The following is a 15,184-nucleotide window of genomic DNA, read 5'->3' as shown; positions in this document are numbered from 1 at the left end:
CGAAAAACTTTCGGGTTCAGATGGCAGTCGCTGGACGTCCAAGCCTGCGAGCGGCCTTTCGTTCCAAGGCACTGAGCGCGTCATAGGACAGAACGGCGATGATGGCGACGATCACGCCGCCCTGCAGCACGAACGCGGTGTTGCTGGACAGCAGCCCGGCGATGATCACTTCGCCCAGGGTTGGGGCGGCAACCGTGGAGCCGATCGTCGCCGTTCCGAGCGAAATCACGAAGGCGAGCCGCACGCCTGCAAGAATGACCGGGAAGGCCAGCGGAAGTTCAACGCGCGTGAGCCGCTGCCAGCCGGTCATGCCCATGCCGCGCGCGGCCTCCCGCACGCTTGAAGGCAACGTCGTCAGACCCGTCAGCGCGTTCTCGAAGACCGGCAGAAGCGCATAGAGAAACAGCGCGATCAGCGTCGGCTTTGTCCCGAAACCAACGATCGGCACAGCGAGCGCCAGCACGGCGACGGGCGGAAATGTCTGGCCGATATTGGCAATCGATCGCGAGAGCGGCAGGAATTCGCGGCCGAAGTCTCGGGTGACGATCACTGCGAGCGCGACGGAAAGCACTGTAGCGGACAGCGTGGCAGCGATCGTGATGCCAATATGGCTGAGCGTGAGAGAAAGCAGGCTGCCCTGGTTGTAGATGGCCGGTGCGCGCGGACCTGCCAGAGGTCGCAAAAGCGGCTCGAAGAGCGACGGCGCAAACAGGAAGGCGAGCAACAGAACCAGCGCGACGAGCCGCGCCACCATGGCAACCGTCAGTCTCATGCCGGGCGCGCTGCCAGACGGGAGATGGCAGCAAGGCGCACCTGACCAATGGCGGCGCCCGATGCATCGACGACAGGCAGCGCCTCCCTGCCCTGCCACAGCATGTTGGCATAAGCCTCGCGAAGCGACGTCGACGGCTGGACGGGTTCACCACCGTCTGCCCCACCCGGCTCCATCACGTCGTCGACCTTGCGCAGCGACAGAAGCCGGAACGGTCGATCCGCCGTGCCAACCAGATTGTCGACGAAATCGGTCGCCGGCTTCACCAGCAGCGTCGCCGGGTCGGCATATTGCACGACCTTGCCTTCGGCCATCACCGCGATCAGGTCGCCGAGCCGCATCGCTTCGTCCATGTCGTGCGTGACGAGCAGCACCGTAACGCCCGTCTTGCGCTGAATATCCAGCAGATCGTCCTGCGCCTTCGCACGAATGATCGGATCCAGGGCGCCGAAGGGTTCGTCCATCAGCAGGACGTCGGGTTCGGCAGCCAGTGCGCGGGCCACGCCGACGCGCTGCTGTTCGCCTCCGGACAACTGGACGGGATGGCGGTCGCGATAGTGCCGCGGTTCCAGCTGAAACAGAGACAAAAGCTCATCGACCCGCGTGTCGATGCGTGCTCGGTCCCACCCTGCAAGATGCGGGACGGTCGCGATATTCTCCGCCACCGTCCTGTGCGGGAAAAGCCCATGACCCTGGATCGCATAGCCGATCTTCCGCCGCAGCTGGTAGGCCGGCATGTCGCGCGTGTCGTGACCGTTGATCAGGATGCGGCCTTCACTTGGCTCGACCAACCGGTTCACCATGCGCAACAGCGTCGTCTTGCCCGAGCCCGACGTGCCGACGATGACGGCGACCTGGCCCTTCTCGACCCTCAGGCTCACATCGTCGACGACGGTGTTGTCGCCGTAGCGCTTGGTCACATTTTCGATCTCGATCATCGAGCAGTCTCCTTGAGCCCGGCAGGCCGGACCATGTCGATGAGGGCGTCGAGCAGCACGGCCGCTGCCAGAGCCAGCGCCACCGTCGGCAACGCCCCGAGCAAAACCAGATCCATCGCCGTCTGCCCGACGCCCTGAAAAACGAACACGCCGAACCCGCCGCCGCCGATCAGCGCCGCAATCGTCGCAAGTCCGATATTCTGGACGAGCACGATGCGGATGCCGGTCAGGATCACCGGAAAGGCGAGCGGCAGCTTGATCCGGAAGAGCCGCTGGCGTTCCGTCATACCCATGCCCGCTGCAGCTTCCGTGACGGCGGGCGAAACGCCTGCAAGCCCCACCACCGTGTTCGCCACCACGGGCAGCAGCGAATAGAAGAACAGCGCGATGAAGGCAGGCGCCACGCCGATGCCGCTGATGCCGATGTCGCGCAGCACCGGAACCGCGTTCGACAGCCAGGACAAGGGCGCGATCAAAAGCCCGAAGAGCGCGATCGACGGCACCGTTTGCAGGATGTTCAACACGCCAAGCACCGGGCCGCGCACTGCCTTGACCTCATGACAGAGAACGCCGAGCGGGATGCCGACGAGCGCTGCGACACCCAGCGACCCGAGCGCCAGGAACAAATGGCGTTCTGCTTCGCGGCCGAAGCTTGCTGCGCGGTTCTGATATTCGCGCATGACCGAGAGATCGTCCCACAATCCACTGGCGAGGCAGACCGCCAGCGCCGCACCAGCAAGAACGACCAGCACGATGCGCTGCATTGGCGGGAGCTTGAGCCGGGCCAGCGCATCCATGGCAAGCAAGCCGAACAGGGCGAACAAGAGCCAGAAGCCCGATGCGGGTGAAACACGCGCAACGGTGTCGCCCTCTTCCACCAGCCCCGAAGCCGCGATGCCGACGCAGACCGCCAGCAACGCGATGCCCGCAAGACTGGCCGAAAGCCGCAGCCATACGGGCGAGCGTATGATTGCGAGGAGAGCGATGGCGACGGACACAAGAACGAGCCCATAGGCCCACGCACCGGGAAGCGCCTCGGCGATGCCTAGGCCTTCGCCGAGAACGATGCGGTTGGCAGCAAAGGTGACGAACGGCGCGAGGAAAAGAACGAGACCGACCCCGGCTGCGATCAACACGCCGAGCTTGTCCAATCGGACCCATCCCGACGTCTCTTCGTCCAATACAAGTGCCGATGCGGTCATTGCGCCTCGCAATTCTTTCCAGCTGCCGCGATGGCAGACCGCATCTTCACGTCATCCAGACGCAACGGCAGAAACCGCCCCGTCGATCAGTCCAGAAAGCCGTTCGACGTCAGGTAGTCCTCGGCAACGGCGCTTGCCGCCTCACCACCGACCTGCACGCGTCCGTTCAGCTGCTGGAGAGCTTCAAGCGAGAGCGACTCAAACACCGGCGTCAGCACCTCTTCGATTTGCGGATTGGCCTCGAGAACTTCCTCCCGGATGATCGGTGCGGGGTTGTAGACGGGCTGAACGCTCTGGTCGTCTTCCAGAACGACAAGACCGGAAGGCGCAATGCCGCCGTCCGTACCGTAGACCATGGCTGCATTGGCCCCATTGGTCTCGCGTGCTGCGGCCTGAATTGTCGCAGCCGTATCACCGCCCGACAGCGTGATCAGCTGATCGCCGGTCAGTTCAAAACCGTAGACTTCCTGGAAGGACGGAAGCCCGGCTTCGGAATTGACGAATTCGGCGGATGCGGCGAGCACGGCCTCACCGCCGCCATTCACCCACGCCGCGAAATCACTCATCGATGCGAGATTGTTTTCGGACGCCACATCCTCTCGGATCGCGATCGCCCAGGTGTTGTTGGCAGGTGCAGGCGTCAGCCAGACGATCTGGTTTGCCTCGTAGTCCAGCGACTTGGCTTCCTCAAAACCCGCATCGGCGTCGCGCCAGATGTCATCCTCCGCGCGGTCGAAGAAGAACGCGGCGTTGCCGGTATATTCCGGATAGATGTCGATCTCGCCAGCGGTAATCGCCTCGCGCACGACAGGCGTGCCACCGAGTTGCAGGCGGTCTTCTGTCTCGATCCCGGCATGCTCGAGGACCTGGATGATCATGCTGCCGAGGACGCCGCCCTCGGTATCGATCTTCGATGAGACGACGACCTGTGCATGGGCGGTACCCATGAGGAGCGTCGCCCCGAAAAGGCTGGCGGTGACGAGTGCGAGACGGGTCATGAGCGGCTCCTGTAGCGTGGATTTCGGCCCAGCGATGCGTGGCGATTTGAGGTGCGATCGGCCGGCTGTTTTCAGCACCGGAACAAACGCTCGAAGCGCCATTATGTTGCGGAAGCTTCAGCACGTTCAAGGCGCCTGCCACTTTTTTGCCGCATGCGCCTCGCGCGACGGGCGCTGCCGGTTCGCTTCTGCGGCCTGCGATCTGGCCCCTCGCGCCGATCAACCGTCAGCCAGAGTGCATCGGCAGCGGCGCGCAGAAATTCATCTTTCGTCAATATCTCCAGCCCTCTAGCGGCGTTTGCTCATAACGGCTCGCTAACCATCCGTAAACTTCCCCACGTCAGCATCATCGACAAGCGGAATGCGATTCGCAGCCGCCTGGTGCTGGATCGTGCGGGTCAAGAAGTGGGCACGCATCCGGCAGGAATGGCATGGGCAGTTCAGCGTTTTAAGGAATGCGAAGCGGCTCCTTGTGTTGGGTATGCCTCGGCATGATTGTCGGGCGTTTTGGGGCGATGACGATGACGACGATGACGGAAGAGAGCAATGCGGGCAGCTTTGGTGAACTCGCACTGTTCCCGCTGACGAGCCAGGCGCGCCGCGTGCGCGAAGCCGCAGCGCAACTGCTCAAGCGGCGCACGACCGCAGCGGCCAACCGCTACCGGCAGGAACTCGCGGGCGGGATCTTCAACGAGCTTTCAGCGCTGGGCTTCAGCGAAGAGCAGCAGGACGAGGCCGTTGGCGCGTTTCTCACCGAGGTCGAGCGCGAACTCGCCGAAATCCACTATCAGCGCATCCGGCTTCTGGTGTGACGCGTTTCCAGGTGAGTTGGATTCCGGTTCATCGTACCGAAACGCGACCAAGCCATGACCCTAGCCGCCGCTGATCGCGGTGATCACATACACTTCGTCATGATGAGACAGCGGCGTGTCGAGCGTCGCCCGCTCCCCATCCACGAAGACGTTCATGTGTTTTCGGATCGCGGGCCGACTGTCTCTGATCCGGTCGCCCATTCCAGGGAACTGCTGATCGAGCGCATCGATCATCTCGCCGACACATTGCGCTTGGACCGTGAACTCGCGCGGCGCGCCGGGGAAAAGATCGGCAAGCACGGCCGCGATCTTCACCGTGACGACCGGGCGTGCCGCTGACGCATCCATGGCCGATCACGCGACCATGGTTTCGACGGAGACGACCGGCGGGAGGTTCTGCGCAATCAGCGTCCAACCCTCACCCTCATTGGCGCTGCCATAGATCGCGCCCGAAGCCGCGCCGAAATAGACACCCGCCGGCGACAGGCTGTCGGTCGAAAGCGCCTGACGGAGCACGTTGAAGTACACGTCCTGCTGCGGCAACCCATCGCGCAAATCAGCCCATGTCTTCCCGCCATCCCGCGTGCGCCATACCGCGGCTTTGGCATCCGGCATGTAGCGCCCCTTGGTGTCGCCATTGAGCGGCACCATGAACACCGTATCCGGATCCCGCGGATGCGCAGCTGCCGGAAATCCGAAACTCGACGGGAGGCCATCCTCGATGCTTTGCCACGTCTTTCCGGCATCGTCGCTGCGGTACATGCCGCAATGGTTCTGCTGATAGAGCCGCCCGTTGCCGCCGGCTGCCCGCACGAGGTTGTGCACGCACTGGCCGACTTCGGGATAGCGCTGGTCCTCGGGCATGTAATCGGCGCGCGTACCCTTGTTGCGCGGCTCCCAGGTCTGGCCGCCATCAGCCGAATAGAAAACGCCTGCCGAAGAGATGCCCACATGGATCGATTGCGGGTCTTCGGGATCGACAAGCAGGGAATGGAGGATCAAGCCGGCGCCGCCGGGCATCCATTGCTCGCGGCTCGGATGGTTGCGCAGCCCGCCCAGATGGACCCAGCTTTCGCCGCCATCGGTGCTTTTGAACAAGCCGGCAGGTTCCACCCCTGCATAAATGGCATCAGGCGCGACGCAGAGGCTCCAGACGGCCTTCACCGGATCCTCCCCCTCCGCATAGGCCAATCCTTTGCTTGAATGCGTCCAGCTCTTGCCGCCGTCCGTCGATTTCCAGACCGCCGGGCCGAACCACTCATTGCCGCCGGCGGCGTAGATCGCGCCGGTCTTGGGATCGCCGACGACATGATTGGTCGGCCAGGTTTCGCAATGCGGCCCCGACATCTCCCAGCTGCGCCGGTCCTCGTTGCTTTTCAGGATGAAGGCACCTTTGCGGGTGCCGATCAGCAGATTGATGGATTGTGTCACGACGAGCCTCCCAACTGCGCTGGACATTTACGTTGATATCAACATTATATTGTCATGTCAAAATCGGGTGATTTGCCGTTCTCAACCACCATCGAAGTGCGCGACCGCTGCCTGTGCCTCCGGGTGCAGCGCGCGGCCCGCCGTCTGGCCCGCCGCTTCGACGAGGCGTTGCGCCCGTTCGGCCTCACACATGGCCAGTTCTCCATCCTGATGGCGCTGAACCGACCGGCCCCGCCGACGATCGGACAGCTCGCGGATTTCCTGGCGATGGACCGCACCACACTGACGGCCAATCTGAAGCCGCTGCATCGGCGCGAGCTTGTCACGCTCGCCGTCGACAAGGCCGACAAACGCAGCCGCCTGCCATCGCTGACCGACGAAGCGAGAGCCCTGCTGGCAGAGGCGGCTCCCATCTGGCGCGCGACCCACGACGATCTGGATGCCGGCCTCACCGATCCCGCGGAGCTGCGCGAGCGCCTGGCCGAGATCGCCTGACCGCCACTGTCCCGCCTTGACCGTGCTTTGGCTTCTGACTATCGATACATGCAAATGGATATTTCTCGGCTGGGAGAGGTTTGGCATCTGCCAAGCTTGCCGGGATCAAGGGAGGACGATCATGAAGAAGCTCACGCTTATTGCATCCGCATGCCTTTTGCTGACAGGCCCTGCGCTCGCGCAGGAAACGACCTTGCGCGCCGTCTCGGGCTTCGCGACCGGCACTGCCTTCTCCCGTCCCTATGAGGCTTTGGTCCAGTGGATCAACGAGAACGGCAAAGGCGTGCTTCAGATCCAGAGCGTCGGCGGGCCCGAATCCATTCCTCCGTTCGAAGTCGGAAATGCCGTATCGTCCGGCGTCGTCGATATGGCGAACGTGACGGCGGCCTTCTACACCAATGTGCTGCCGGAAGGTGATGCACTGAAGCTTGCCCAGACGACCATCCAGCAGCAGCGCGAAAATGGCTGCTACGAGGCTGTCGATACGCTTCACCAGGATAAGATGAACGTCAAATATCTCGGCCGCACCGGCGATGGCGTGAACTTCCACCTGTATCTGACGAAACCGATCGAGAGCGCCGACCTCAGCGGGCTCACCATCCGCACGACCCCCGTCTACCAGGCCATGTTCGAAGCGCTTGGCGCCACGCCCGTCACCACTGCTCCCGGCGATGTCTATACGGCGCTCGAGCGCGGCACGATCGACGGATATGGCTGGCCGATCCAGGGTGTGCTGGACCTTGGTTGGGACGAGCAGACCAACTACCGCGTCGACCCAGGCTTCTATCAGGTCGACGTCGAAATCCTCGTCAATCTCGACAAATGGGAAAGCTTGACCGACGAGCAGCGCGCATTGCTCGAGGAAGGCATGGCGTGGCTGGAAGAGCAGAACGCCAACAATGCCGAGCTGAACGAGAAGGAACGCGCGGCGCAGGCGGAAGCCGGCATCGAGACCATCGAGCTCAGCGAGGAAGCCTCGGCCACATGGCTTCAGGCCGCGCAGGATGCCGGCTGGGAAAGCGCGATGGCCGTCAATCCGGAGTTCGCGGAAACGCTGCAGGGCTGCTTCCAGGAATAAGCTTCGTTCATGCGCACGCTTGCCCGCCTGCAGGACGCGACGATCCACGCTTTCGCCGTGTTGGCGGGGATCGTCTTCGTCCTGATCACGCTCGTCCTCGTCCTCAATGTTGGCCTGCGCTTTTTCGCGGGCAAGAACGTCTACGGCATGATCGATGCGATCGAGATGGGCTTGATGGCCGCAACCTTTCTCGGCGCGCCGTGGGTCCTTCGCAAGAATGCCCACGTCTCCGTCGACATTGTATTGTCCGGCCTTTCCCCAGCGCGGCGACTGCTCGTCGATCGGCTGACATCGCTTCTCGGCGCCCTTTTGTCTGCGCTGTTCACTTGGGCGACGTTGAGCGCCTTGATGATTGCGCTGTCACGCGGGTCGATGATGCGCGGCGTCCTCGTCATCCCGGAATGGGTTCCGCTTCTCGCGCCCTTCATCGGCGGACTTCTCCTGACGCTGGAATTTCTGAGACGCGCCGCGGTCGGCCCCGAAACCGAAGCGCATCAGGCAGGGCTCTGACATGGATTGGGCGCTCACTTTATCGCTGATGCTCGGCGCGCTTATTCTGCTGCTCGCCACGGGCCTGCCGGTCGCGTTTGCTTTCATCGCCGTCAACGTCGTCGGCGCCTATTTCATCCTGGGCGGCGAAAACGGCCTGATCCAGATGGCGCGAAACGCCTTCCAGTCGGTCGCGAACTATTCCCTCGCACCGATCCCGCTCTTCATCCTGATGGGAGAAATCTTGTTCCAGTCGCGCGTTGCGCACCGGGCGATCGATGCGGTGGAGCGGCTCGTCACGCGCATTCCCGGACGTCTTGCAGTCGTCACCGTATTCGGCGGCACGATCTTCGCCGCCCTCTCTGGCTCGACCATCGCCAATACGGCCATGCTCGGCTCGACGCTGATGCCGAGCATGCTGAAGAAGGGTTACCATCCGACGCTGGCGATGGGCCCGATCATGGCATCCGGTGCCATTGCGATGCTGATCCCGCCCTCTGCCTTGGCAGTTCTACTGGGCAGCCTTGCCGGCATTTCGATTTCGCAGATCCTCGTTGCCGGGATCATTCCCGCGCTCATCTTGTCGGCGGCGTTCGTCGTCTTGATCGTGATGTCGGCCTTGATGCGACCCGATCTGGCACCGTCCGAAGAGCTGCCGCAGATGACGATGTGGGAGCGTTGGCGGCCGTTTTGCGTCTACGTTCTGCCGCTGTCGGGCATCTTCGCAACGGTCATAGGTAGCCTTATCGTCGGCATCGCATCCCCGACCGACGCTGCCGCGCTCGGATGCCTTGCCGCCGTGGTCGCGAGCCTTGCCTACCGATCCTTGACCTGGGCAAACCTCGTCGAAGCCTTGATGGAGACCGTCAAGCTCACCGTGATGATCATGTTCATCATCGCGGCCAGCCAGACCTTCAGCCAGATCCTGTCGTTCAGTGGGGCGACCAGCGGCCTCATCGGCCTGATCAATGGTTGGGAACTGACGTCGATACAGGTCCTGATCGGGATGATCCTGCTCCTGCTCTTCCTCGGCTGCTTCATCGATCAGGTGAGCATGTTGATGATCACGATCCCGATCTTCATCCCACTCGCCAACTCGGTCGGGATCGATCTGCTCGTGCTGGGCGTCATCTATCTCCTGACGATGGAGATCGCGCTTCTGACACCGCCCTTTGGCCTTTTGCTCTTCGTCATGCAGGGCGTCGTCCCTTCATCGATCACGATGAAGCACATCTATGCCGCAGTGACGCCCTTCGTCATGATAAAGCTGGTCGTGCTGGCATTGATCGTCGCCGTTCCGGAACTCGGCACCTGGCTGCCCGGTCTTCTGGCGCGCTAGTCTACCAGCGGTCGAGCCTGCGATCCCATAGCTGGTCCGGTCGCTGCACATCCGGATCGGGCATAGGGATGTCTGACGCAACTGCTTGAGACGGCACGATCAGATCGCCGTCGCCGATCAGGACACGCGGCTCCAGAGAATCTTGGGCCGGGGTCGCTTGAAGGTCGTCAAGATTTGGGCTGGTCATTTTGCTCGCACCTCGTTTGCGCGGTGATCGGCAAAACAACACCAAGGTCTGGGTAATTGTTCCGCCCCACCGAAACCGGCGGAGCGGATTGCCTCCAGCGAGCCTAGAGGGCCGGAAGATGGTCGAGCAAATCCTCCAGATGGATCGGGAATTTCCGGGTGCGATAGCCAGTCGCCGCATAGACGGCATTGGCAATCGCCGGCCCCGTTCCGCAAATGCCCAGTTCGCCGATGCCCTTGCTGCCGAGCGGGTTGGAGTTCTGGTCGAACGTGTCGAGCATCTTCACCTCAAGCCGCGGAACGTCACGGTTGACGGCGATGTGGTACTCGGCAAGGTCGCGGTTCATGAACGATCCGAACCGCATGTCCATCAGGCTTTCTTCCATCAGGGCAGCGCCGAGCCCGAAGATCATGCCGCCCATCAACTGCGAGCGCGCGGTCTTCTCGTTCAGAATGCGGCCCGCATCGAATGCGCCAGACAACCGCCGAACCCGGATTTCGCCGGTATCGGCGTTGACGGACACCTCCGCGAACACGCCGCCATAGGAATATTGCGCGAGGTCTTCATGCGCCTTGCCGGGCTCGACTTGCCCTTTGCCCTTGAAGCTATCGCCGCCGATGGCATCCAGTATGGCTCCAAGCGCAAGGCTGCGTCCGGCAACGACGGCATTGCCGTTTTCGATCCGCAGATCGCCTGAATTGACGCCGGCCCAATCGCTGTCGAGCCGCGCCGCGCGTTCGATGATGGTGTCGCGGATCAATGCGCACGCCTTGGAGACCGCCGTGCCCGTGCTACCGGCACCGAACGAGCCGCCTGACCCGCATGTCTTGGGGTAGTCGGTATCGCCCAACCGTACCGCGATCGCGTTTGGATCCAGACCAAGCGTTTCGGCAGCGATCTGCGTCAGGATGGTGTAGGTACCGGTGCCGATATCCGTCATGTCGAGTTCGACAGTGAGGCGCCCATCCCGATCGAGTTCCGCTGCAGCATCCGCCGGCTGCATCATGTTCGGCCGGATCGCTGCGGCAAGTCCACGCCCGATGAGAAGCGGTCCTTCGCGCAAGGCACCAGGTTTCACTGGTCCCTTCTCCCAACCGAACAGCTCGGCACCTTCACGCAGGCAGCGCGCGAGCGTACGGGTGGAAAACTCCTTGCCGGATGCGGGCTCCTGCTCAGGCTCGTTCTGGAGGCGAAACTCGAGCGGGTCGATCCCGCACTGAACGGCCAGCTCATCGATGGCGCTTTCATAGGTGAGCGTACCGATCGCCTCGCCCGGCGCGCGCATGGAGTCCACATGAGGAATGTTCGCCGCAACCACGCGGTGCCGGATTTTCATCGCCTCGGCAGCGTAGCTTGCCATGGTGGGTGAAGCGGCCGCCTCGGCGAACGGGTAATCCCGCGACATGGCACCGAGGGTTTCATGGGCGACGCTCAACAGTTTGCCATCGGCCGATGCACCCAGACGAATGCGCTGGCGATGGTTGGTGCGGTGCGGGCCGTTCGAGAACACATGGCGGCGCGTCTGCGCGATCCGCACCGGCCGCTGAAGCTTGCGGGCTGCAAGTGCGGCCAGCACGCCTTCGCTATGCACGCCGAGTTTGGAGCCGAAGCCACCACCGACGAAAGGCGTGACGATGCGCACATTGGCCGGATCGATCTTGAGCGTGTTGGCGAACGCCTTGCGCGCCGACGACAGGATCTGCACCGCGATGTGGACGGTCAGCTTGTCGCCGTCCCATTCCGCCACGGTCGCATGGGGCTCCATCGCCGCGGCATGCTGCGCGGCGGTGTGGAAAGTGGCGTCGAGCGTCTCGGCACTTTCGGCGAAGACGGCATCGAAATCGCCCTTGTCGACGTCAGCTTCCTCGGCACCATCGAGGCTGTCGGGCGCAAAAGCATCGTCTTCATGCTCGAATGCGTCGAAGACGCTGTCATCGGCCTGATACGTGACCTTGATCAGCCCTGCCGCGTGGCGCGCCTGTTCGAGCGTGTCGGCGACGATGAAGGCGACGGGTGCTCCGTAATAGCGTACCTCGTCATTCTGAAGGACGGCATGCGACATGCCGAACCGGCCGGCATCCGCATTGTCGCCGAAGGGAGCCTGCTCCGGCGCGTTCTGGTGCGTCATCACCAGGTGCACCCCGTCGGCCGCTTCTGCCTCCGCGGTCTCGATCTGCGAAACCTTGCCGCTGCCAATCGTCGCCTCGACGATGAAGCCGATCGCAGCCTGCTGATCGCCGCGATAGTCGGCCGAATAGGTCGCCGCACCTGTCACTTTTGCCGGGCCGTCGACGCGATCGAGCGGCTGTCCGATCCATTTGGTGGTCGGTTGATCGTTCATGCCGAGTGCTCCTTAGACAGGTCCGTGACATCGCGCAGTGCTGTAATAATGAGGCGGCGCACGAGAGGAATCTTGAAATCATTGTCGCCGCGCCCGACGGCATCCTGAAGTTCGGCATCTGCAGCCTGTGCGAAGACGCTGGCATCGACAAAAGCACCTTCCAGCGCGCGTTCGGCTTTGTCCGCACGCCACGGCTTGTGCGCGACGCCGCCAAGCGCGATGCGCACGTTCTTCATCACATTGTCCTCCACATCCAGGGCAACGGCGATCGAGACGACGGCGAAGGCGTAAGACGCGCGGTCCCTCACCTTGCGATAGAGCTGGCGGGCGGGCGGGTTGGCGGGCAACCGCACTTCCACGATCAGTTCACCGTCATCCAGCACATGGTCGCGTTCGGGCGCATCGCCCGGAAGCCGCAGCAGATCGGTGGCCGGTATCGTCCGCCCCTCGCCGTCCGCCGTGATCGTGCGCACCTCGGCATCGAGCGCCGCCATGGCCACTGCCATGTCGGACGGATGCACGGCAATGCAGTGCTCGCTCGCGCCGAGGATAGCGTGGAAGCGGTTGTGGCCGTCAAGCGCATCGCAGCCGCTGCCGGGCTCGCGCTTGTTGCAGGCACGCGCGGTGTCATAGAAATAGTGGCACCGTGTCCGCTGCAGGAAATTGCCGCCGGTCGTGGCCTTGTTGCGCAGCTGCTGTGTCGCGCCCGACAGAAGTGCGGTCGAAAGCATCGCATAGCGCTCACGGATCAGCGGATCCGCCGAAAGAGCCGCATTGGTGACGCTCGCGCCGATGAGGATCGCACCATCGCTTTCCCGGATGTCACCGGGCAGGCGCGACACATCGACGAGGCGCTCGGGCCGCTCGATCTCAAGTTTCATCAGGTCGATGAGATTTGTGCCGCCACCGAGATAACGGACACCGGCCGAGGCGGACGCCTTTTCGGCACGTTCGAAGGAAAACGGGGTCATCGGGCAGCCTCCCCGCCTTGCGCAGCCGCTTCGACGATGGCGTCCACGATGTTGTTATACGCGCCGCAGCGGCAAAGATTGCCGCTCATTCGCTCGCGGATTTCCTCTTCGCTCAAGATGATTTCGCCGTTGCTGACGACGCTCGGCTCGCCGGCCTCGATCTCCTTCAGGAGTGCCGTCGCCGAACAGAGCTGTCCCGGCGTGCAGTAGCCGCATTGGAAAGCGTCATGGGTGACAAACGCGCGCTGCAGAGGCGACAGCGCCTCACCGTCTGCAAGCCCCTCCACCGTAACGACGTCGTCGCCTTCATGACTGGCTACGAGCGACAGGCAGGAATTGATGCGCCGGCCATTGACGATGACGGTGCAAGCGCCGCACTGGCCCTGGTCGCACCCCTTCTTTGTCCCGGTCAGGTTGAGGTTCTCGCGAAGCGCGTCGAGAAGCGTGGTGCGAATATCCGCATTCACGGTCTCGCGGCGCCCGTTGATCGTGAGCTGGGTCGAGTGCATGGGAGTCCTTGTCGATTGAGGCTCGCATCCGCGCGAATGGCGGACCTGAGACCTTAACCGAGCATCTTCGCTGAGGTTCCAGCGACGGTGCTCATGTTCCATGCCTAGCCAGAAAAACTCCTGCGGCATCGGTCATGCCGCAGGAGTTGAGTGATTGGCAGGACAGAAAGCGCAGCAAGTACCGCCCATTCGAAAGCGCTGCGTCGAGGTGCTCGACCAAACTTGCGCTCGCCCATTTGAAACAGCAGGCGGCCTGAGGCCGAAGCACGGCTTGCTTCGACAACCGCAAGTCTGTTCCATCGCAATGCAAGGGGCACGCGATCGCGCTAGGGTGTTCAAGGCGGCATGGTCCGCCATTGGACGAATCGCGTCATGGACATGCTCATCGCCCGCCTCGGTCTGTCACTCGCCATCGGCCTCCTGGTCGGGCTCGAGCGGGGCTGGCGCGAACGCAGCGAGCCCGAAGGCAGCCGCACGGCGGGAATACGCACATTTGGCGTAGTCGGGCTGCTCGGCGGTGTCCTCGCAGCCCTGTCCGATGCTTCTGGAAGCGCTGCGATTTTCATTGCGGGTTTTCTCGGCTTCGCTGTGATCTTCGGCTGGTTCAAGTTCGCCGAAGCGCAGCATGACGGCAGCTTCAGCGTCACAGGCACAATTGCCGCGCTCTGCGTCTTTGCCCTGGGTGGCCTTGCCGTTTCCGGCGACTACCGTGCAGCGGCCGCAGGCGGGGCAGCACTCGCCGCAGTTCTTGCCAGCCGTGATGCACTGCACGGCATGCTGCGCCGGCTGTCCTGGATTGAATTGCGCTCCGCCATCGTCCTGGCGGTCATGACGGTCATCATCCTGCCGCTTCTGCCAAACCGCACGCTCGATCCCTGGGGCGGCTTCAACCCCTGGCAGATCTGGTTCTTCACGGTGCTCACGGCGTCGATCTCCTTTGCCGGATACATCGCCACGCGCCTTCTTGGGTCCGCGCGCGGCCTGCTCGTGAGCGGGCTTGCCGGCGCGATCGTGTCGTCGACAGCGGTGACGGTCGCCTTCGCGCGGTCGGCAACAGCCAGCGAGCATCGTCGCGCCTATGCAGGGGCTGCGACCCTCGCCGCGATGATCTCCATCTGTCGGGTCATCGTCATCGTCGCCATCGTCGCGCCGCTCGTTCTCGGCTCGATGGTTCTGCCGGCGTTGGCCGCTGCCATCGCTTTCGGCCTGGCGGGAGGGCTCATGCTCTTCAGGGCTGGCGCACACGACACGGCATCCGAGCCGACCAACCCGTTTGAATTGACCACGCTTCTCCTCTTTGCCATCGCCTTCGCCGTGGTGGCGACGGCAAGTGCCGCCCTTTCGAGCCGGTTCGGCGACACGGGGCTCGTGGCAACGTCCGCGCTGTCGGGCACTTTCGATGTAGACGTCGCGGTACTGAGCGCGCTGCGGCTCGCGGCCCAGAACATCGGCCTCGAAACAATCGGCAGCGCGGTGCTCGCCGCACTCGCCGCCAATGCCATGGGCCGCCTCGCCCTCGCCATCGCCGCAGGACCCCGCGCATTCTGGGTTCCGCTGCTCATGACAAACCTGATCGCCGCCGCTGCCGGAACAGCCGTATGGCTTATGGCGTGATGCAGGCG

The 15,184-nt window shown here is 63.2% G+C and carries 15 protein-coding genes; 6 read left to right on the top strand and 9 right to left on the bottom strand.

Features of this window, described 5'->3' with window-relative positions:
* Positions 1 to 16: 16 nt before the first annotated feature.
* The 4 genes from D5400_RS08070 to osmF form a co-directional block, all read right to left on the bottom strand.
* On the bottom strand, positions 17 to 772 hold the full coding sequence (locus tag D5400_RS08070) for an ABC transporter permease (RefSeq protein ID WP_126009354.1): 756 nt from the start codon (positions 770 to 772) through the stop codon (positions 17 to 19).
* Positions 769 to 1,710 carry an ABC transporter ATP-binding protein gene (locus D5400_RS08065; RefSeq protein ID WP_126009352.1) on the bottom strand — a complete coding sequence of 314 codons (942 nt, stop codon included), beginning with the start codon at positions 1,708 to 1,710 and terminating at the stop codon, positions 769 to 771. The genes D5400_RS08070 and D5400_RS08065 overlap by 4 nt, the downstream gene beginning before the upstream one ends.
* Positions 1,707 to 2,912: an ABC transporter permease gene (locus D5400_RS08060; protein WP_126009349.1), complete on the bottom strand. Its 1,206-nt coding sequence runs from the start codon at positions 2,910 to 2,912 to the stop codon at positions 1,707 to 1,709. The genes D5400_RS08065 and D5400_RS08060 overlap by 4 nt, the downstream gene beginning before the upstream one ends.
* Before the next feature lie 86 nt (positions 2,913 to 2,998).
* On the bottom strand, positions 2,999 to 3,910 hold the full coding sequence (gene osmF, locus D5400_RS08055; RefSeq protein WP_126009347.1) for a glycine betaine ABC transporter substrate-binding protein OsmF: 912 nt from the start codon (positions 3,908 to 3,910) through the stop codon (positions 2,999 to 3,001).
* A gap of 521 nt (positions 3,911 to 4,431) precedes the next feature.
* On the opposite strand from osmF, the gene D5400_RS08050 reads away from it, so the two are divergent.
* The gene (locus D5400_RS08050; protein ID WP_126009345.1) at positions 4,432 to 4,722 is read left to right on the top strand and encodes a DUF6074 family protein; all 291 of its coding nucleotides are present in this window, start codon (positions 4,432 to 4,434) and stop codon (positions 4,720 to 4,722) included.
* Between the two features lie 60 nt (positions 4,723 to 4,782).
* Here D5400_RS08050 and D5400_RS08045 read toward each other — a convergent pair whose 3' ends face one another.
* A complete protein-coding gene (locus D5400_RS08045) occupies positions 4,783 to 5,070 on the bottom strand; it encodes a MoaD/ThiS family protein (protein WP_126009342.1) in 288 nt (95 codons plus the stop codon).
* 6 nt (positions 5,071 to 5,076) lie between these two features.
* Positions 5,077 to 6,153, bottom strand: coding sequence for a WD40/YVTN/BNR-like repeat-containing protein (locus D5400_RS08040; RefSeq protein WP_126009339.1), 1,077 nt, complete (start codon positions 6,151 to 6,153; stop codon positions 5,077 to 5,079).
* Positions 6,154 to 6,225: 72 nt separating this feature from the next.
* On the opposite strand from D5400_RS08040, the gene D5400_RS08035 reads away from it, so the two are divergent.
* From D5400_RS08035 to D5400_RS08020, 4 genes are all read left to right on the top strand, one after another.
* On the top strand, positions 6,226 to 6,648 hold the full coding sequence (locus tag D5400_RS08035; protein WP_425364905.1) for a MarR family winged helix-turn-helix transcriptional regulator: 423 nt from the start codon (positions 6,226 to 6,228) through the stop codon (positions 6,646 to 6,648).
* A 121-nt stretch (positions 6,649 to 6,769) separates the two neighbouring features.
* The gene (gene dctP / locus D5400_RS08030) at positions 6,770 to 7,726 is read left to right on the top strand and encodes a TRAP transporter substrate-binding protein DctP (RefSeq protein WP_126009334.1); all 957 of its coding nucleotides are present in this window, start codon (positions 6,770 to 6,772) and stop codon (positions 7,724 to 7,726) included.
* A 9-nt stretch (positions 7,727 to 7,735) separates the two neighbouring features.
* Positions 7,736 to 8,236, top strand: a complete 501-nt coding sequence (locus tag D5400_RS08025; protein ID WP_126009331.1) for a TRAP transporter small permease — start codon at positions 7,736 to 7,738, stop codon at positions 8,234 to 8,236.
* Position 8,237: 1 nt separating this feature from the next.
* On the top strand, positions 8,238 to 9,554 hold the full coding sequence (locus D5400_RS08020; RefSeq protein ID WP_126009329.1) for a TRAP transporter large permease: 1,317 nt from the start codon (positions 8,238 to 8,240) through the stop codon (positions 9,552 to 9,554).
* A gap of 290 nt (positions 9,555 to 9,844) precedes the next feature.
* On the opposite strand, the gene D5400_RS08015 is transcribed toward D5400_RS08020, so the two are convergent.
* From D5400_RS08015 to D5400_RS08005, 3 genes are read right to left on the bottom strand one after another with little or no spacing between them, the layout of a single operon-like run.
* Positions 9,845 to 12,082: a xanthine dehydrogenase family protein molybdopterin-binding subunit gene (locus tag D5400_RS08015; RefSeq protein WP_126009326.1), complete on the bottom strand. Its 2,238-nt coding sequence runs from the start codon at positions 12,080 to 12,082 to the stop codon at positions 9,845 to 9,847.
* On the bottom strand, positions 12,079 to 13,053 hold the full coding sequence (locus tag D5400_RS08010) for an FAD binding domain-containing protein (RefSeq protein WP_126009324.1): 975 nt from the start codon (positions 13,051 to 13,053) through the stop codon (positions 12,079 to 12,081). Before D5400_RS08010 ends, D5400_RS08015 begins: the two co-directional genes overlap by 4 nt.
* Entirely contained in the window at positions 13,050 to 13,664 is a 615-nt protein-coding gene (locus D5400_RS08005; protein ID WP_126009322.1) for a (2Fe-2S)-binding protein, read from the bottom strand. The genes D5400_RS08010 and D5400_RS08005 overlap by 4 nt, the downstream gene beginning before the upstream one ends.
* Positions 13,665 to 13,934: 270 nt before the next feature.
* Here D5400_RS08005 and D5400_RS08000 point away from each other — a divergent pair, with 270 nt between their 5' ends.
* Positions 13,935 to 15,176: an MgtC/SapB family protein gene (locus D5400_RS08000; RefSeq protein ID WP_126009319.1), complete on the top strand. Its 1,242-nt coding sequence runs from the start codon at positions 13,935 to 13,937 to the stop codon at positions 15,174 to 15,176.
* The last annotated feature ends 8 nt before the right edge of the window (positions 15,177 to 15,184 follow it).

The sequence above is a fragment of the Georhizobium profundi genome (genome assembly GCF_003952725.1).
Classification (GTDB): domain Bacteria; phylum Pseudomonadota; class Alphaproteobacteria; order Rhizobiales; family Rhizobiaceae; genus Georhizobium; species Georhizobium profundi.
Note: the sequence above shows the minus strand (reverse complement) of the source record. Positions and strands in the feature narration are given on the sequence as shown.